General features: G+C 40.1%; 20 protein-coding genes and 1 tRNA gene. 1 reads left to right on the top strand and 20 read right to left on the bottom strand.

The genetic code is table 11. The features are described from left to right. Positions 1 to 58: 58 nt before the first annotated feature. The 12 genes from ezrA to H7T93_RS05660 form a co-directional block, all read right to left on the bottom strand. Positions 59 to 1783 carry a septation ring formation regulator EzrA gene (gene ezrA, locus H7T93_RS05715; protein WP_070656459.1) on the bottom strand — a complete coding sequence of 575 codons (1725 nt, stop codon included), beginning with the start codon at positions 1781 to 1783 and terminating at the stop codon, positions 59 to 61. A 96-nt stretch (positions 1784 to 1879) separates the two neighbouring features. After that, a complete protein-coding gene (gene gyrB / locus H7T93_RS05710) occupies positions 1880 to 3832 on the bottom strand; it encodes a DNA topoisomerase (ATP-hydrolyzing) subunit B (RefSeq protein ID WP_201041675.1) in 1953 nt (650 codons plus the stop codon). Continuing rightward, the gene (locus H7T93_RS05705; RefSeq protein ID WP_014634865.1) at positions 3833 to 4393 is read right to left on the bottom strand and encodes an HAD-IA family hydrolase; all 561 of its coding nucleotides are present in this window, start codon (positions 4391 to 4393) and stop codon (positions 3833 to 3835) included. An 85-nt stretch (positions 4394 to 4478) separates the two neighbouring features. Continuing rightward, positions 4479 to 5174, bottom strand: a complete 696-nt coding sequence (locus H7T93_RS05700; protein ID WP_002886784.1) for an LrgB family protein — start codon at positions 5172 to 5174, stop codon at positions 4479 to 4481. Beyond that, positions 5167 to 5541: a CidA/LrgA family protein gene (locus H7T93_RS05695; RefSeq protein WP_002884266.1), complete on the bottom strand. Its 375-nt coding sequence runs from the start codon at positions 5539 to 5541 to the stop codon at positions 5167 to 5169. Before H7T93_RS05695 ends, H7T93_RS05700 begins: the two co-directional genes overlap by 8 nt. A 152-nt stretch (positions 5542 to 5693) precedes the next feature. Beyond that, positions 5694 to 5764 (bottom strand) — tRNA-Thr (locus tag H7T93_RS05690). A gap of 57 nt (positions 5765 to 5821) precedes the next feature. Next, entirely contained in the window at positions 5822 to 6175 is a 354-nt protein-coding gene (locus tag H7T93_RS05685) for an arsenate reductase family protein (protein WP_014634868.1), read from the bottom strand. 34 nt (positions 6176 to 6209) lie between these two features. Further along, the gene (locus tag H7T93_RS05680; RefSeq protein ID WP_201041674.1) at positions 6210 to 6704 is read right to left on the bottom strand and encodes a methylated-DNA--[protein]-cysteine S-methyltransferase; all 495 of its coding nucleotides are present in this window, start codon (positions 6702 to 6704) and stop codon (positions 6210 to 6212) included. Positions 6705 to 6759: 55 nt separating this feature from the next. After that, complete coding sequence (locus H7T93_RS05675) at positions 6760 to 7938, bottom strand: 3-phosphoglycerate dehydrogenase family protein (protein ID WP_021143767.1); 1179 nt, start codon at positions 7936 to 7938, stop codon at positions 6760 to 6762. 18 nt (positions 7939 to 7956) lie between these two features. Beyond that, positions 7957 to 8514: a GNAT family N-acetyltransferase gene (locus tag H7T93_RS05670; protein WP_201041673.1), complete on the bottom strand. Its 558-nt coding sequence runs from the start codon at positions 8512 to 8514 to the stop codon at positions 7957 to 7959. Between the two features lie 12 nt (positions 8515 to 8526). Next, entirely contained in the window at positions 8527 to 9621 is a 1095-nt protein-coding gene (gene serC / locus H7T93_RS05665; protein WP_014634872.1) for a 3-phosphoserine/phosphohydroxythreonine transaminase, read from the bottom strand. Positions 9622 to 9775: 154 nt separating this feature from the next. Then, the gene (locus tag H7T93_RS05660; protein ID WP_021143765.1) at positions 9776 to 10669 is read right to left on the bottom strand and encodes an ROK family protein; all 894 of its coding nucleotides are present in this window, start codon (positions 10667 to 10669) and stop codon (positions 9776 to 9778) included. A gap of 115 nt (positions 10670 to 10784) precedes the next feature. Here H7T93_RS05660 and H7T93_RS05655 point away from each other — a divergent pair, with 115 nt between their 5' ends. Next, positions 10785 to 11180 carry a VOC family protein gene (locus H7T93_RS05655; protein ID WP_002884456.1) on the top strand — a complete coding sequence of 132 codons (396 nt, stop codon included), beginning with the start codon at positions 10785 to 10787 and terminating at the stop codon, positions 11178 to 11180. Between the two features lie 43 nt (positions 11181 to 11223). Here the strand turns inward: H7T93_RS05655 and H7T93_RS05650 are convergent, their stop codons facing one another. From H7T93_RS05650 to folB, 8 genes are all read right to left on the bottom strand, one after another. Continuing rightward, positions 11224 to 12123: an SPFH domain-containing protein gene (locus H7T93_RS05650; protein WP_004183097.1), complete on the bottom strand. Its 900-nt coding sequence runs from the start codon at positions 12121 to 12123 to the stop codon at positions 11224 to 11226. Between the two features lie 309 nt (positions 12124 to 12432). Then, positions 12433 to 13500 (bottom strand): ABC transporter substrate-binding protein, encoded by a 1068-nt coding sequence (locus H7T93_RS05645; protein ID WP_014634874.1) that lies wholly within the window; start codon positions 13498 to 13500, stop codon positions 12433 to 12435. Then, a complete protein-coding gene (locus H7T93_RS05640) occupies positions 13493 to 14269 on the bottom strand; it encodes an ABC transporter permease (RefSeq protein ID WP_002884421.1) in 777 nt (258 codons plus the stop codon). Before H7T93_RS05640 ends, H7T93_RS05645 begins: the two co-directional genes overlap by 8 nt. Then, positions 14266 to 15060 (bottom strand): ABC transporter permease, encoded by a 795-nt coding sequence (locus H7T93_RS05635; protein ID WP_021143764.1) that lies wholly within the window; start codon positions 15058 to 15060, stop codon positions 14266 to 14268. Before H7T93_RS05635 ends, H7T93_RS05640 begins: the two co-directional genes overlap by 4 nt. Further along, on the bottom strand, positions 15044 to 16198 hold the full coding sequence (locus tag H7T93_RS05630; RefSeq protein ID WP_002884517.1) for an ABC transporter ATP-binding protein: 1155 nt from the start codon (positions 16196 to 16198) through the stop codon (positions 15044 to 15046). Before H7T93_RS05630 ends, H7T93_RS05635 begins: the two co-directional genes overlap by 17 nt. 46 nt (positions 16199 to 16244) lie before the next feature. Then, positions 16245 to 17147: a UDP-N-acetylmuramate dehydrogenase gene (gene murB, locus H7T93_RS05625; RefSeq protein ID WP_021143763.1), complete on the bottom strand. Its 903-nt coding sequence runs from the start codon at positions 17145 to 17147 to the stop codon at positions 16245 to 16247. A gap of 189 nt (positions 17148 to 17336) precedes the next feature. Continuing rightward, positions 17337 to 17828 (bottom strand): 2-amino-4-hydroxy-6-hydroxymethyldihydropteridine diphosphokinase, encoded by a 492-nt coding sequence (gene folK / locus H7T93_RS05620; protein ID WP_014634876.1) that lies wholly within the window; start codon positions 17826 to 17828, stop codon positions 17337 to 17339. Further along, a complete protein-coding gene (gene folB, locus H7T93_RS05615) occupies positions 17825 to 18184 on the bottom strand; it encodes a dihydroneopterin aldolase (RefSeq protein ID WP_014634877.1) in 360 nt (119 codons plus the stop codon). The genes folK and folB overlap by 4 nt, the downstream gene beginning before the upstream one ends. Positions 18185 to 18232 lie beyond the last annotated feature (48 nt).

Genomic DNA, 18232 nt, shown 5'->3' with positions numbered 1-18232 from the left:
TATGAAATGAAAAACGGACCTTACAAAAAATTCTGGACCGCAGTCCAGAATCTTTCTCTTACATACGAATTTGTTCGCGTGTCTTCTCGTAAGATGATACAAAGCGATCTGTCACACCTGGTTCAACTGTTTCCAAGGCATAAGAGATTTCTTCCAAAGATGCATCATAATCATGATCAACCTCAAACAATTTAAGTGCATGCTCAAAGCTACTTTGAACAGCAGGTTCGAACGAACGGTAGCGGTTTGAGTATTGCAAGAGTTGCTCAGTCAAGGTTGCATTTTGAACAACCAAGTAAGCAGTCTCTTCCAAATGATCAATGGCGTTTTTAGATGTTTCTGTCAAACGCATTACCGCATCAATATTAATACGGCCACGGCTGAGTTCGTCCATAAGGGCCTCAATTTGAGCACTAGTTGAGAAGAATACACTCAAGAAGGATTGAGGAATACCTGGCAGGTTACGTTTTTCCATGTAACGCTTGATAACATGCAATTTATTAACATAAAGATCAAGCTCTTCACGTGCTTTAGCTTCGTTTATCTCAATAGCCTGAAGATTTTCAAAGACCTCAACCTGACCATTTTCAACAGCTGACAAGGTATTAAGACTCTTTTCAAAGATTTTCTCAAGTTCTGAGAATGGTTTTACCTGAGTTTCAAAATTTTCAAGGGTCGGAAGAACAGCCGTCTCCACACCTGAAATATCAGATGCAAAGCTACGAACATCTGCCGCATATGTTTCATCGAAGATGTAAGTCAACATGAGACGCTCAAGCTCTTCTTGAAGTTTCTTGTTGTTTTCTTTAGCATGCTTGAGATAATCTGGCAAAATTTTCTTTTGACGCATAACAACCTTGTATGAGGCAATTTCACGTTCAAAAATGCTATACAAGTTGTCAATTTTTTCTTGAATCTCAGCGTTTTCTTCTTCCGCACGGTCTAAATCAAGAGAAACCAACTCACTTGAGTTTGAACGGATAGCTTCACGAATTTCTTGGAAGCGACGTTCGATATTTTTCTCAGGGAAGTGATAATTTTGCTCAATCAACTTGCGATAGCCAGATTCCAAATCATCCAACTGATCTGGGAAATCATCTTCCAACTTAGCTACAATAGCAGGAATCTTCTCTGAAATTTGACCCAATGCAATAGTGTGCTCTTCTGCACGATCCAAGATAGTAGATGCTTCAACAGGGTCACCTGATGAGTTAAGAGTCACGAATTCAGCAAACTCAGCTTCAATGTTTTTAAGCTGTTTATTGATTTCAGTCATGGTAGAACCGAAATTATCAGAGTTTTCCTCGATTGAGTTTTGCAACTCTTCGTACAAGTCTAATGCATGCTTAACGCGAGCACTGTTCTTTTCTTCTTGTTCTTTCAAGGTTGAGAGCGCTTCGCGGATAGACTTGATGTCTTCTTCCACAAGATCTAACTGACTCTCAATGTTATTGATTTCACCACTAGCCTTGAAGAAATGGAAGGTATCGTTCATATTTTCAGCTTCGAAAATATGATTTTCAATATCTGCGAATGAATTTGTCGAGATATCAATCCATTTCTGATTCCATTCACGGAATGTTGTTTGACTTTGTCCAATCAAGTGAAGCTTTTTAACTTCTTCAATTTCTTCGTTAATTGGCAAGTCAAACAATTTTTGCTTGCGTTCTTCAAGCTGTGCAATCCGCGAATCATTTCGTTTTCTAATAAGAATACCGACTAAGTAAGCGATAATTACGAGCATAACTACCACTACAATCAGTAAAACAATTCCGCTAGACATAGTTTCTCCTTAATCGTCTATTATGTTCATAAATGTAGAATAACATTACGATTATATCATAGTTATCCTAGCATTGCACCCTTTTCTAAAAGAATATTAGATATCTAGAGTACTGTAAACGGCATTTTCTTCGATAAATTCTCGGCGAGGTTCAACCTTGTCTCCCATCAGCATATCGAAAATCTTATCGGCCTCTGCAGCATCATCCACAGAAACACGTGCCATCAAACGATTTTCAGGGTCCATGGTAGTTTCCCAAAGTTGGTGGTCATCCATTTCACCCAAACCTTTATAACGTTGTACTGTAGGTTTTGAACGTCCCACACTGTAGTTTTCAAGAGCAGCACGCAATTTGTCTTCTTGATCGGCACCAGGTTGGATGTACTCTTTAATCTCAGAACCAACCTTAACCCCATAAATTGGTGGTTGAGCAATGTAGACATAGCCTGCTTCCAAGACTGGACGCATAAAGCGGTAAATCAAAGTCAGAAGCAAAGTACGGATGTGGGCCCCATCGACATCGGCATCGGTCATGATTACCAACTTGTGGTAACGAGCCTTGCTGACATCAAATTCAGCTCCAAAACCTGTTCCCATAGCTGTGAAGAGAGAACGAATTTCTTCATTGGCTAGAATCTTATCCATGCTAGCCTTTTCAACGTTCAAAATCTTACCTCGAATTGGCAGAATGGCTTGGAATTCACGGTTACGTCCTGACTTAGCAGAACCACCAGCTGAGTCCCCTTCGACAATGAAAAGTTCATTCATTTCGGCATTATTTGATGAACAGTCTGCCAACTTCCCTGGAAGGTTAGAAATTTCAAGACCTGACTTCTTACGTGTCACTTCACGGGCACGTTTAGCGGCGATACGAGCCTTAGAAGCCAAAATCCCTTTTTCAACAATCTTCTTAGCAATGGCAGGATTTTCCAAGAGGAAGCGACTCAAAGCTTCACTGAAGAGACGATTGGTAATCTTAACTACTTCAGAGTTTCCAAGCTTGGTCTTGGTTTGACCTTCAAACTGTGGGTTTGGATGCTTGACAGAGATGATAGCAGTCAACCCTTCACGAACATCATCCCCAGTCAAATTATCATCTTTTTCTTTGAGAATCTTATTCTGACGTGCATAGTCATTAATGACACGCGTTAAGGCTGTACGGAAACCTTGTTCGTGAGTACCACCTTCATGGGTGTGAATGTTGTTTGCAAAACTCATCACTGTTTCATGATAGCCAGTTGTATATTGCATAGCAACTTCAACCGAAATACCATCCATTTCACCATCAGTGTAGATAGGTTCGTCAAAGATAACATCCTTGTTTTCATTGATGTATTTCACATAAGACGTGATACCACCTTCGTAGTGATAGTGTTTCTCTTGTTCGAGACCCTCACGCTTATCTGTGATAGAGATACGGAGCCCCTTATTCAAAAAGGCTAGCTCTTGGATACGTTTAGCCAATTTTCCAAAATCAAACTCGGTTGTCTCTTGGAAAATCTCTGGGTCTGGCGTAAAGTGAACAGTCGTACCATGTTTCTCTGTTTCACCAATTACTGCCAAATCTGCTACCACGACCCCACGTTTATACTCTTGGAAGTGGATATGGCCATTTTTATAAACCTTAACATCAAGTTGTGTTGAGAGGGCATTAACGACCGAAGAACCAACCCCGTGCAAACCACCAGAGACCTTATAACCGCCTCCGCCGAATTTACCACCAGCGTGAAGTACCGTAAAGACAGTTTCAACTGCAGGACGACCAGTTTTTTCTTGGATATCGACTGGAATACCACGACCATCATCGACAACCGTGATAGAATTGTCCGGCTCAATAAAAACCTGAATATGAGTGGCGAAACCAGCCAAGGCCTCATCGATTGAGTTATCGACAATCTCCCATACCAAATGATGCAACCCTTCTTTTGAGGTTGATCCAATATACATACCTGGGCGCATACGTACCGCTTCAAGCCCCTCTAGGACTTGAATCTGGCTGGCATCATATTCTTGCGCTTTTTCTTCAATATTTTTTAATTCATCAGTCATTTATGTCACAATCTCCAATAATGATTTATGGCCGTCAACAAGCAAAGTATCCAGACCTGCTGCTTTTCCTGCCTCTATATCTATCTGGCGGTCACCAATGACCAAGCCGTGTTTAATATCGTATTTTTTAATTAAATAAAGGAAACTATCTGGACTCGGCTTTCTAGCAAAGCCATTTTCAGAAGTTACAACCTCCGTAAAATAAGAGGCAATTTCTGCTTTGTCAAGGATTTCTAGCACCAAGTGATTACGGTGGCTAACCAAAAAATTACGCCCACCCTCGGTCACAATCTTAGCTAGGACAGCCTTAGCACCTTCAAAAAGAACAGGTTCCTGTAAATGCTTGGCTTCCTCCTGCTTATATAGGGTTCGAAAATCAGCTATATCAGGCGCAAACATAGCAATGGCAGTGCTCGTTGATACCTTAAGGGCATCATAGACTGCTTGAGGTTCTGCTGTACGCTCAAATTGTTCTAAAGTTGCTAGAAAGGCTTGGGTTGATACCTGGTAATTATCCAACAAGGTACCACCCAAATCCCAGATATAATCTCCATAATTCATAACCTTAATTATAACATAAAAGGTCAGATTTTGCTTGTTTTTCACAGCTAAAAAGGCTTGGAAAACCTATCCAAACCTTAATTTTTTATTTCAGAATCAAACTTGCCACAATAGGACTAATAAAGACATATAGAATCCCTGTTACAGCAATTGAAAGACCACCCATGGCACCTGCAACCTGACCATATCTGAAGGCAGCTCCGGTACCTACGGCGTGTCCAGTTCCTCCGAGTGAAAGTCCGATAGCAACTGGATCTTTAATGCCAATCATTTTTAAGAAGACAGGGCCCAAGACAGAGGTTAAGATTCCCGTAATAACAACGACGACCAAGGTTACTGTCGTAATCCCCTGCATTTTTTCCGAAATTCCTACAGCCATGGCAGTCGTTACAGACTTAGGAAAGAGAGAGATTGCTAGGAAATAATCCATCCCAAAAAGCTTAGCAATCAGGGCCGTATAACTCGTATTTAGAACACAGGCAACAGTTGATCCAATTAGAATACTCTTATAGTGATGGCGCATGAGGTGTAGATTTTTATAAAAAGGAACTGCTAGCGCGACTGTTGAAGGTATAATCAAACTGTTCAGATAAGAGCCACCGACATAGTAATCCTTGTAGGAAATACCTGTATAATGCAAAATAACGATAATCAAGGCAGTCGATACAAGGAGAGGCGTTGTCAAAGGATTAGGAAAACGGCGATAAATCAAAAGCCCTATTGTGTAAGCTAGTACAGAAAGTGTTAGCCCAAACAAGGGTGTATTAAAAAAATTAGCCACGTTTAACCTCCTCGTAATCACCTTCAAAATGTTTTTTGATGAATCCGACAACTACTGCAATTACAACAATATTAAGGACCAAGGCTCCCATAATAATCAAAATAATAGGGACAATATTCGCTGAAATAGCATTCCATCGTTCCATAATACCGACACCTGCTGGCAAAAATAGAATAGTCATATTGGCAATTAGAAACTCTGCTACTGCATGAATATGACGTAGACGAATCCACTTAAGCTGAAGAGCAATCAGAAGCAAGAATAGGCCAATAATGCTTCCAGGAATAGGTAATTTAAAGAATGTTGAAATAGCTTCACCAATAACGGCAAACAAACAAATCAACATGAATTGAACGTAGTATTTCACGACTTGCCTCCTAGGTTTAATCACCTATTAGTCTACTCCTTTTTTTTTGAATTTCAAGAGTTTTCAGTAAATTCTTTTGAAAAATTGAGAGGTATAAATCAACCTCTTTGAACATAAAAAAATCCAACCCTAAGGCTGGACTTTATCACAGATGCCACCACCGAGAATTGAACTCGGAACGGAGCATTACCATTGCTCTATTATACCATTTAACTATAGCGGCAACTGTTTTAATCTTACCATACTTCTATTTACTGTGGCAAGATTTTTTGCTTATTTTTTATAAATTTAAGTCTTGGTAAGGGGTACGGTAACCAACCTGTAAAACCTTACCATCTTTAATCAAGATAGGACGTTTAATCAACATACCATCTGAAGCCAAGAGTTCAACAGCTTCATCAAGAGATAGGGTTGGCAACTTATCCTTTAGACCTAGAGAGCGGTAGGATTGACCACTCGTATTGAAGAATTTCTTAAGTTCTAAATCTGACCCTACCAAAAGCTCTTTTAAAAATTGAGCTGAAGGTGGATTTTCCTTAATATTAATAGATTCAACATCTAAACCTAATTGATCGAGTTCTGCCTTTGCCTTACGACAAGTGCTACATTTGGGATATTCATAAAAAGTGTACATAATTTTCTCCTTTTTTCTAGCATAAGATATCTATCTAAGGATTGTCAAACCTAATGCCTTCTAAATGAAGTAAGAAACGCTTGGCGTCTTCTCCTGCGGCGTAATTTCCTATATGACCACTACTAGGAAGAACCCGATGACAAGGGATCAGAATCAACCAGGGATTCTTACCAACAGCAGTTCCTACAGCCTGAGCTGATTTGCAGGAGATTTGCTGGCTAATCTGTCCATAGCTAATAGTCCGTCCATAAGGTATCTCCCCTAAAACTGACCAGACTTTTTGTTGAAAATCTGTCCCCCTATCAGCTAGAGGGAGGATATCTGGACTTGGATTATCCCCCTTAAAATAAGCCTCTAACCAATTCTTGGTTATTTTCAAGATAGAATTTGAGGTGTCTACTAGCTCCTCTTCCTTGATCCCTGCCTGAAAATGCTTTTGCCCCTCCAACCAAATACCATAAAGCGCTTGGTCACTTGCCACCAAGCACAAGCGTCCAATAGGAGATAAATAATACTGACGATAAAGCATGTCTTTATTATAACAAAAAAGACAGGAATCTCTTGTTCCTGTCAATTAACTCTTATTATTTACCTTTAATCAAACGCACACGAACGATATTGTCACTAGCTTCAAACTTAGCAACCAATTCATCAATCTTAGATTTGTCTGTTTCATCAAGGTCAAGAAGTGTATAGGCATAGTCACCCTTAGAACGGTTGATGATATTATCGATATTGATATTAAAATCAGAAACCGCAGTAGAGATACGAGCCACAATATTAGGCACGTTTTTATTAATCAAAGTGATACGGTATGGGGCACTCAAGGCCTGTTGCACACGTGGGAAGTTAACAGAGTTAACAATTTCACCTGTTTCCATGAAACGACGGATGGTTTGACCAGCCATAATCGCACAGTTAAGTTCTGCTTCACTTGTTGATCCACCAACGTGTGGGAAGACAGTCACCTTAGGTTTGTTAAGGAGGTCTTCTGTACCAAAGTCGGTGATATAGCGTTTAACCACACCTGTTTCCAAAGCATCAAAGAGGGCATCGTTATCTACCAACTCTGCACGGGCAAAGTTAATGATAGTTGTCCCTTTTTGCATGAGGTTAAAGGCATCCGCATTGAAAGTACCTTTTGTATCTGGTGTCAATGGAACGTGAACAGTGATATAGTCACAGTTTTCAAAAATCTCTTTAAGATCAGAAACACGTTTTACATGGTGAGAGATATTCCAAGCAGCTTCAATAGAAACATATGGGTCGTAACCATAGACCTTCATTCCCAAACGGTAAGCATCATTGGCAATACGTGCACCAATAGCACCGAGCCCGATAACACCCAATGTCTTACCAGCAATCTCGCTACCTGCAAACTGTTTCTTACCTGCTTCAATTTGTTTAGGAACATCATCACCACTAAGTGTGTTAACCCAAGCATTGGCCGCAATATAGTCACGTGCTGAGAGTAAGATAGAGGCCAAAACAGCTTCTTTAACAGCGTTGGCATTGGCACCTGGAGTATTGAAGACAACAATCCCTTTTTCAGTTGCTTCGTCAACTGGGATATTGTTAGTACCTGCACCAGCACGCGCAATAGCTTTCAAGTTGTCAGGAAAAACAGTGTCATGGAGATTTTGACTACGAATGATATAGGCATCCGGATTTTCCGCTAAATCACCATCAATTTGGAAATGATTTCCAAGTTCCTTCAAACCAATCTGGTTAATATTGTTATACGTTTTTACACTAAATACCATAATTATATTCCTCTTAAATCAATGTATCCCGTGGTGAGCTGCTTCATCAAGTTCTTGATAAAAGGCTTGCTCTCGCTTAGTTTTGATTTTCTGATAAGCAAGACGTTCACCATCAATAGGAACCTTGCCACAATAGACATAGCCAAGTTTCTCCAAAATATGCTGCATGACAGTATTCTTTTCATGCGTATCGCAACGGAAATCATGAGCATCCGTTCCCTCAATAAGACCTTGAATGAAGGTTTGAGCAATGCCCTGACCCGTAAATTCACTTAAAACGGCGATTCTATGAAAGGTAATGTAGCGTTTATTGTGGTGTTTCCAGTCCCCATCATAGATTTTGTCGTAAGCAGGGTCTCCATCAACAATCACCGCAGCATAAGAAACGATTTGACCATCAACAATTCCTACATAGGCCTGCCCGTTAAGGACATCGTCAAAGATAGTTTCTTCAGTAGGGTAACCATCAGATCCTTGCCATTGAGTACTCCCCGCTTCTGCTAAAGCAGTTCTAGCACTCTCAATCACAGTCATGATAGCCCCAATTTCATTTGGGAAGGCTTGTCTAATTTCCATCTCTTTACCTAATTATTTATTTTCGGCTTCAAATTTCTTCATAAAGTCAATCAAGTCAAGTACACCCTGACGTGGGAAAGCGTTATAAACACTAGCACGCATACCACCTACTGAACGGTGTCCTTTGATATTCTTGAAACCAAGAGCATCTGCTTCTGCTACAAACTTAGCATCCAACTCTTTACTTGGTGTTACAAATGGGATGTTGCAGACAGAACGATCCTTGGCATCTTTGACAGGATTTGTGTAGAAATCAGATGACTCAATGTAGTCGTAGAGAAGACCTGATTTCTCACGTTGAATTTCAGCCATCTTGTCCACGCCACCAATTTCATTTTTAACCCAGTCAAAGACGAGTTTTGAAATATAGATGTTGAAACATGGTGGTGTATTGTAAAGTGATCCTGCTTCAGCTTGAATACGGTAATCCAACATGGCAGACAATTGTGGTTGGTCGTTAAGGAAGTCTTCACGAACGATAACAACTGTCACCCCAGCAGGTCCAATATTTTTCTGAGCACCAGCATAGATAAGGGCAAAGTCCTCAACATTGTAACGAGCAGCCAAAATATTTGAAGACATATCAGCTACAATTGGCACACCATTAGTATCAGGCAAATCGTAGATAGATGTTCCTTCAATGGTATTGTTCGTTGTCAAGTGAACATAAGCAGCTTCTGGATCAATTGTTGCTGGGTCAAAGCTTGGGATGTGATCGTAAACAGTTTCTTCTGAAGAGGCCAAAAGAATTGGTTCAAAAGGAATGGTTTTTGAAAGTTTAACAGCTTCTGTATAAGCTTTTTTACCCCATGAACCACCTACAAGGTAGTAAGCTTTCTTACCTTGAGCGAGGTTAAGTGGGACCATTGTAAATTGTGTTGAAGCGCCACCTTGCAAGAAAATAACCTTATAGTTATCAGGAATGGCCATAAGCTCACGAAGTGTCGCTTCCGCATCTTTAACGATTTTGTCAAATTCTGGAGAACGGTGGGACATTTCTAGCACGGACATACCGGATTCTTGATAGTTAAGCAATTCAGCTTGGGCTTTTTCAAGCACTGGTTTTGGTAATGTAGCAGGTCCTGCTGAGAAATTATAAATTGTCATAAAGACACCTCCAAAATTTTAATGGTCCTATTATAGCGAATTTTCTGAATATTGTAAAGTGTTAACAGTAAAAAACGAACGGGATTAACCGATCGCCTCAAAAAAGTTAGGTATTTTATGTATATTTTCATCAGTAATTGATTTTAGTATCCGTTTATTTTTGCTTAAGAAAATAGGCTGCCCCAATTAGATTAGCTCCATTATGATGATGACAAGCAACAATCTCGGGACGTTTAATAATTTTACCGATAAAGTCAATCTCATGGTGAACCTTATCAAACTGGCGGTTGACCTCCTCGATAAGTATCGGCTGGGCTGAAATACCACCTCCAATAACAAAGGTTTCCACATCAAAGATGGTTTGAAGATTCAAAATGGTAATGGCTAGATTACGGCAATAGCTTTCAAAAAGCGGATAGACTGTCTCATCTCCTGCATTTATGGCCTTAAACGCGGCTAAACCATCCTTTAAATCTGAGTTACCTAGCACTTCATTTACCTTGGTAATTAAACCGACAGCCGACAAATCCATGCCTCGCATCAATGAAGGATCAACTTTTTCCATTTGAACTGGTAACAGAAAGGTCAACTCCCCTGCTTGAAAGTGGCTTCCTTGAAAAAGTTTACCATTAATAATGAATCCACCACCTAGACCTGAACCCAAAACAAGGGCTGCACCATTGGTCACTCCTTGCAAATGACCTGTGGCTAGCTCTGCCAAGGCCGCTGCTTTACCATCATTAAGTGCCATTACAGGCAGATGGTACTTGGCTTCGAGGACCTCTTTAATACGAAAACCGTGGAAGAACCTCAATAAGCCACCATGATAAATCACACCTTCCTCAGTATCAACTGTCCCTGGAACACTAATTGCTAAACCTGATAAGTCTACTTTAACTGAAGTAACTATCTGATCAATCACGTCAATAGCTTGTTCCAAGGTTTGTGGGGATGACTGCGTCGGCAGATTCTTTTCAATGGCGAACTGCTCCGAAACAAGTGCTGACTTCACCTGTGTTCCCCCAAAATCAATCGCTAAAATCGTCATAAGCATCCTCCACAGATTGTTTTTCGTCATTATAACACAAAAGAGCAAAAACTAGAAAAAACGGTTCCAAAATGCTATCATAAACTTACACAATTAGATAAAAGGAGTATCTCACATGACTAAATTTCTACACACTTGTGTCCGTGTCAAGGACCTAGAAGCCTCACTTAAATTTTATAAAGAGGCACTTGGTTTCAAAGAAGCTCGTCGAAATGATTTTCCAGAATATAAGTTCACCCTTGTCTATTTACAACTCGAAGATGATCCTGATTATGAGTTGGAATTAACCTATAACTACGACCATGAAGCTTATGATCTCGGGGATGGATATGGTCATATCGCCGTTGGTGTTGATGACCTAGAAGCTACACACCAAGCTCACAAAGAGGCTGGCTACACTGTTACAGACCTCTCAGGTCTTCCTGGTAAACCAAAAATGTACTACTTTATCACTGATCCAGATGGCTATAAGATTGAAGTTATCCGTTTGACGCAATTCCTAGAAAAATAAAACAAAAAAAGTCAGATCGTATAGATCTGGCTTCTTTTTGTGCTTAATTTTTATTATCTGTCTTTAAGGCTGACAAAATTTGGGTACGAATATCATCCACACCGTTTGGATTATTTGGTAGGAATAAGGTTTGATTGCCTTTAGCCGCAAAAGTATTAAGCGTATCTAAGTATTGGTTAGTCAAAAGAATAGACATAATCTGCTCTTCAGACATACCCACATTGGCCTCTTTAAGTTCTGCGATTGATTCAGCCAATCCATCAACGATAGCCTTACGTTGTTGGGCAATACCAACCCCGTGAAGACGATCTTTTTCAGCTTCAGCTTCAGCTGCTGTGACAATCTTAATCTTATCAGCTTCTGCCAATTCTTGAGCTGCGACACGCTTACGTTGAGCAGCATTGATTTCGTTCATAGACTGTTTAACTTCAGCATCTGGTTCAACTTTGGTAATCAAGGTCTTAACAATGATATAACCATAAGTTGTCATTTCTTCAGCCACTTGGTGTTGAACCTCAAGGGCAATTTCATCTTTCTTCTCAAAGAGTTCATCGAGCGTCAATTTAGGAACTGATGAACGGAGAGCATCCTCAATGTATGATTTAATTTGAGCTTCTGGACGCATGAGTTTATAGTAAGCATCTGTAACATTTTGCTCATTAACACGATATTGAGTAGCCACATTCATCATGACAAAGACATTGTCCTTTGTCTTAGTCTCAACCACAATCTCACTTTGAAGCAAACGTAATTGAATACGAGCGGCAATTTTATCGATACCAAATGGTAAACGCATATGAATCCCACTCGTTGCAATTTTTTGATAACGCCCAAAACGTTCAACGATAGCCACTGACTGTTGACGTACAACGTAAAGCATACTGATGAGAATTCCCAAAATAATCAGGAATGAAAACAGTAAAAAGAGAAGTGCTGCTTGCATGTTAAGTCCTCCAAAATAAACATTAAAATTTTCTTTGCTTTATTATAGCACAGTGATACAATTTTTCAAGAAAAATAGCATAGCTCGTTCGAAATAGTGTAAAAGAGACACTTTCTTTATCGCTTATATGTCAGCACTCTTGAAAACTTGGAAACTCCTGTTAATCGAGAGAGTTGTACGCAACAGGCGAGACTTTTCGATATAAGAAAAAGGCTGAAACGAAATCGTTTCAGCCTCTTAGTATTTTCGAAAATAAAATCGTTTGAAGAATCATTCTAGATGGCATCCAAAACTCAAATCTCAAAAGACTTACTTACGATACATTTTAACTTGAAGGTAAATATCGTTATAGATTCCGAGCCATTTTTGTCCTAAGTTGTTATAGACTTCAAGGTTTTTAATGGTTGATTCTGATGGATAAAAGGCTTTATCATCAGTAATACTCTTTGGAAGCAAAGCTTTAGCTGCTTGGTTAGGTGTGGCATAACCGATATATTCAGCATTTTGGGCTGCATTTTCCGGTTTAAGCATGAAGTTGATAAAGGCATAAGCCTCTTTTTCATGCTTTACAGTCTTAGGAATCACCAGATTATCAAACCAAAGATTTGAGCCTTCAGATGGGACAACATAACGTAGGTCCTCATTTTTATCAAGCATCTCACTAGCTTCCCCTGAGAAGGTTATTCCAATGGCCGCATCACCTTGAACCATGTAGCCCTTCATCTCGTCACCAACAATAGCCTTGATATTTGGTGTTAGACTATTAAGTTTAGTTTCAGCCAAACGTAATTCAGTCATGTTCTTCGTATTCAAGCTATATCCCAGGCTATTGAGTGAGAAACCAAGGACTTCACGCGCACCATCAACTAGCATAATCTGGTTTTTGTAATCTGGTGACCAAAGATCATCCCAGTGCTGTGGTGCTTTTTTCACCAATTTTGAATTATAAACAATACCGACAGTTCCCCAGAAATAAGGGATGGAATAGTCATTGTGAGGGTCAAAACTAAGCCCTTTAAAGCTTGAACCAATCTGGTCAAAACCTTTGATTTTAGATTTATCCAACTTCACCAAAAGGTCTTCCTTAACCATTTTATCAATGGTATAGTCTGACGGTACAGCGATATCGTAGGTTGTTCCGCCCTGCTTAATCTTGGTATACATGGCTTCATTGGAATCAAAGGTTTCGTACTGAACCTTGATGCCCGTTTCTTTTGTAAATTTGGTCAGGAGGTCTGGGTCAATATAATCACCCCAGTTATAGATAACTAATTTGTCCGACACATTTCCTGTACGACTCTGCATGTAGGCAGAGATACCCCAAAGGAAGAAGATAATGGCTAAGATACCTGCCAGAAATTGATAGAGTCTACGCATCCTGCTCCTCCTTCTCCTTGGTAATCGCATAGTAACCTATCACTAAAAGAATAGAGAATAGGAAAACAACGGTAGACAAGGCATTGATTTCCAGAGAAATCCCTTTACGTGCACGTGAGTAAATTTCCACAGCAAGTGTTGAAAAACCATTCCCCGTTACAAAGAAGGTTACTGCAAAGTCATCCAATGAATAGGTAAAGGCCATGAAATAACCAGCAATAATACCAGGTGTCAAGTATGGCAACATAACCTCACGTAACATCTGCCATTGAGTGGCACCTAGGTCATAAGCGGCATTCACCATATCTCGATTCATTTCCTTGAGACGTGGCAACACCATGAGAACCACGATTGGGATTGAAAAGGCAATGTGACTCAATAAGACAGATACAAAACCTAGTTGGAAACCAATCAAGGTGAAGAGAATCAAGAAACTTGCACCAATCATAACGTCCGGTGCAACCATGAGCACGTTATTTAGAGATAAAATCCCAGTCTGCTGCTTCTGTTTACTCTCGTAGATAAAGATAGACCCAAAGGTACCAATAATCGTTGCCAGAAGAGCGCTAAGGAAAGCTAAAAAGAAGGTTTGAGCCAGGATTAACATAAGTCGGCTATCTGAAAACATGCTCTGATAGTTATCCAGAGTAAAACCTGTGAAACTATTCATATCGCCACCACTATTGAAAGAATAGGCGATTAAATAAAAGATTGGCAGGTAAAGGATAACAAAGACAAGAGCTAAATAGAGATTTGCAAATTTTTTCATTGACGTCTCTCCTTTGTTAACCACATTGTCGCAATCATAGCAGCAATAAGAACAACACCAATGGTTGCCCCCATTCCCCAGTTTTGTGTCGTGAGGAAATGCTGTTCGATAGCTGTCCCTAGGGTGATAACTCGGTTACCACCAATCAAGCGTGTCAGCATAAAGAGGCTGAGACTAGGAATGAAGACCGACTGGACACCAGAGCGTACCCCATTAAGCGATAAGGGAAAAATAACCTTGGTAAAGGTCTGCCAATCATTGGCTCCCAAATCTTTACTTGCATTCACAATATTTTCATCCAAATCATCCAGTGCATTGAAAATCGGTAGAATCATAAAGGGAATTTCAATGTAACTAGCTACGAAAATAAAGGAGAAATCCGTAAAGAGGATTTGCATGGGTGCAATCCCAAAGAAACCGAGAAAGGCATTGATACCGCCTTGTTGACCAAAAATCCCCATAAAAGCATAGGCTTTCAGAAGGAGATTGACCCAGGTTGGCAAAATGACCAACATCAACCAAAGTTGCTTATGCTTCAGTCTGGTTAAAAGATATGCCGTCGGATAAGAGATAATAAGCGTTACCAGAGTAATGATGGCTGCATAAAGAACCGAGTTAAAACTCATCCTTAAGTAAGTCCAACTGGAAAAGAAGGTGCCATAATTATCCAAAGTAAAGTTGCCACTGATATCAAAGAAAGACTGATAGAGTAGCATGAGCACTGGAGCAACCACGAAGAGTAGGAGCCAAAGGAGGTAAGGTACCGAGAAGAGGCTAGCTGTTTTCTTCATAGCGCTCCTCCTCAATGGCATTAATCAAGCCATCTTCATGTTCTTCCACTTCCACATATTCTTCAATACGTGCATCGAACTCTTCTTCTGTCTCATTAAGACGCATGATATGAATATCCTCAGGCGTAAAATCAAGACCGATAATCTCACCCTCAATCGCCTTACGGGTTGAATGAATCATCCATTCATTGCCAAGATTGTCATAGGCAATGATTTCATAGTGGACCCCACGGAAGAGCTGAGTTTCCACGCGAACTTGCAATTTGCCTTCCTCAGGAAGTGTAATCTGCAAATCTTCAGGACGAATAACCACTTCGACAGGTTCGTTAGGACGCATTCCTCCATCAACAGATTCAAAACGTTTCCCATTGAACTCAACCAAATAGTCCTCAATCATAACACCTGGTAGGATGTTAGATTCTCCAATAAAGGTTGCAACGAAGTGGTTAATAGGTTCGTCATAGATATCAACCGGAGTTCCTGATTGAACAATTTCACCATCGTTCATAACAAAAATCCAATCCGACATGGCCAAGGCTTCTTCTTGGTCGTGGGTTACAAAGACAAAGGTAATCCCTAGACGTTGCTGCAATTCGCGCAACTCGTATTGCATTTCAGTACGTAGTTTCAAATCCAGTGCTGACAAGGGCTCATCCAAAAGGACCACACGTGGTTGGTTAATAATTGCTCGGGCAATGGCAACACGTTGACGTTGACCACCTGATAATTTTTGAATTGAGCGTTTTTGATAACCATTGAGTTGAACCATCTTTAAGGCTTCTTCTACACGCTCTTCGATTTCCTTTTTAGGCACCTTTTTCAATTTAAGGGCAAAAGCCACATTGTCAAAGACATTCATATGTGGAAAGAGGGCATAAGATTGGAAAACGGTGTGGACATCCCTTTTATTGATAGGAATATCATTGATACGCTTTCCATCCAAAAGGACGTCACCACTGGTCGCATCTAAGAGACCTGCAATGATGTTCAAAATTGTTGATTTACCAGAACCAGAAGCCCCAAGTAGGGTATAAAACTTACCTTCTTCTAATTCAAAGTTGATGTCTTTTAAAACTTGTGTGCCACTGTCTTCAAACACTTTTGAGACGTTTCGAAAGGCAATAATCGGATTAGTCAATTGTCATAAATCCTCCATGGATAGCAAATATAGGGATAGGGTTTTATTAGTTTAATTTGTCGCCAATGATACGTACTTCAGGGTCTAGTTTAACACCTGAATTTTCCTTAACCTTGGCGATAACATCTGCAATAAGGTCTTCATAATCTTTAGCTGTTCCGTGATCAACATTGACCATGAAACCAGCATGCTTAGTTGACACCTCAACACCGCCGATACGATGTCCCTTGAGGTTAGCTTCCATAATCAGCTGACCTGCAAAGTGACCTGGTGGACGTTTAAAGACCGAACCACATGAAGGGTATTCAAGAGGTTGTTTAAGCTCTCGCAAGTGATTAAGACGGTTCATCTCATTCTTGATTTGCTCGTAGTCTCCTGGTTTGAGGTTGAATTTAGCTGAAATAACCACTTCTCCTGTTTCTTGGAGCACTGAACGACGATAACCAAAGCGCATATCTCTTGCGTCAATCGTACGAATATCACCGTCTTTTGTAAGAACCTGAGCAGAAACCAAGATATGGGCAATCTCGCCACCATAGGCACCAGCATTCATAAAGACGGCACCACCAACACTACCTGGAATCCCCGCTGCAAATTCAAAACCAGTCAAACTTTGAAAACGGGCTACCTTGGTTGTCGCAATCAAGTTAGCTCCCGCTTCAGCTTCAATTTGATAACCATTAACTGCGATACCATTGAGCCTGTCAAACATAATCACAAAACCTCTGATACCACCGTCACGGACAATCAAATTACTGGCATTACCAAGCACCATCCAAGGAATGTCATGCTTATTAGCAAATTTGACAATACGAGAGAGTTCATAGCGGTTTCGTGGAAAGGCCAAATAATCTGCTGGACCACCAACCTTGGTATATGTATAACGTTTTAAGGGTTCGTCGAAACGAATATCAATCCCCACTAAATCTTCTTTAAGTTCATCTAACATGTTATTTTCCATACTTTTTCTATACATTGTTTTCTTTGTAGGTATCGTGATAGACTTCCCCATATTACTATCACTACCTAAAAATGAGTGAGTATTTTTCCCTAAAAATTAGAAGAAAAATACAGCAAAAAGCCAAGTTTAATTATAGCAAAAATTCCCCATCTTGACGACAAGGAATTTCACGCAAAGCTAGTCCATAAGCTCCAATTTACGGACATCACTAGTGTTTAATTGACTCAAATAATTTTTGTAAGCTTGCCCAGTTTTAGGGTCAACCAAATCATCTGCTATCTCTACTAAGGGCACCAGAACAAAAGCTCTCTGACTCATATATGGGTGGGGCACTTTAAGGTGCTCAGTCTCCCAGATTTCCTGCCCATATAGAAGAATATCTATATCTACCGTCCGAGGCCCCCAATGCTCATGACGAACGCGATCAAGGTCTTTTTCAATTTGCTGACATGACCTTAGTAAGGTCTCTGCTGGCAACTTCGTCTCTAAAGCCAAGGCAAGATTCAAAAAATCAGCCTGATCAGTCAGTCCCCAGGCAGCCGTTTCATAATAAGAGGATACCGCTTTAACTTCCGTCTCAGGTAAGTCATTCAAGGTCTTCACAGCTTTTTGAAGATAGCCTTGACGGTCTCCCATATTAGATCCCAAACTCAAATAAACTCTTGTCATCGGCTACGCTCCAATTCGATACCAACATTCTTATAATGCCCATTAATTGGTGGATTTTCCTTAGTAATTCGAACTTTAATAGATTGAATTGGTGGAAACTGTGCAAATAAATCCTCACAAATCGCACCAGCCAAACGCTCAATCAAAATATACTTTTTATCTTCCACTTGTTTTTGCACGGCTTCAAAAACCAATCCATAGTGAACCGTATCATCTAGATTGTCACTCTGTGAGGCCTTAGTTAAATCAACAGCCAATTCCAAATCTACCACAAAAATTTGTCCCAGGGTCTGTTCCTCAGCAAAAGCCCCATGATAGCCATAAAAACGGCAACCATTTAAAATAATTTTATCCATAGTTTCTCCTTAAGACGACTATACTCCTCTTTATTCTAGCACAAAACA

The sequence above is a fragment of the Streptococcus sp. 9.1 genome, from assembly GCF_016648815.1.
Classification (GTDB): Bacteria; Bacillota; Bacilli; order Lactobacillales; family Streptococcaceae; genus Streptococcus; species Streptococcus salivarius_E.
Note: the sequence above shows the minus strand (reverse complement) of the source record. Positions and strands in the feature narration are given on the sequence as shown.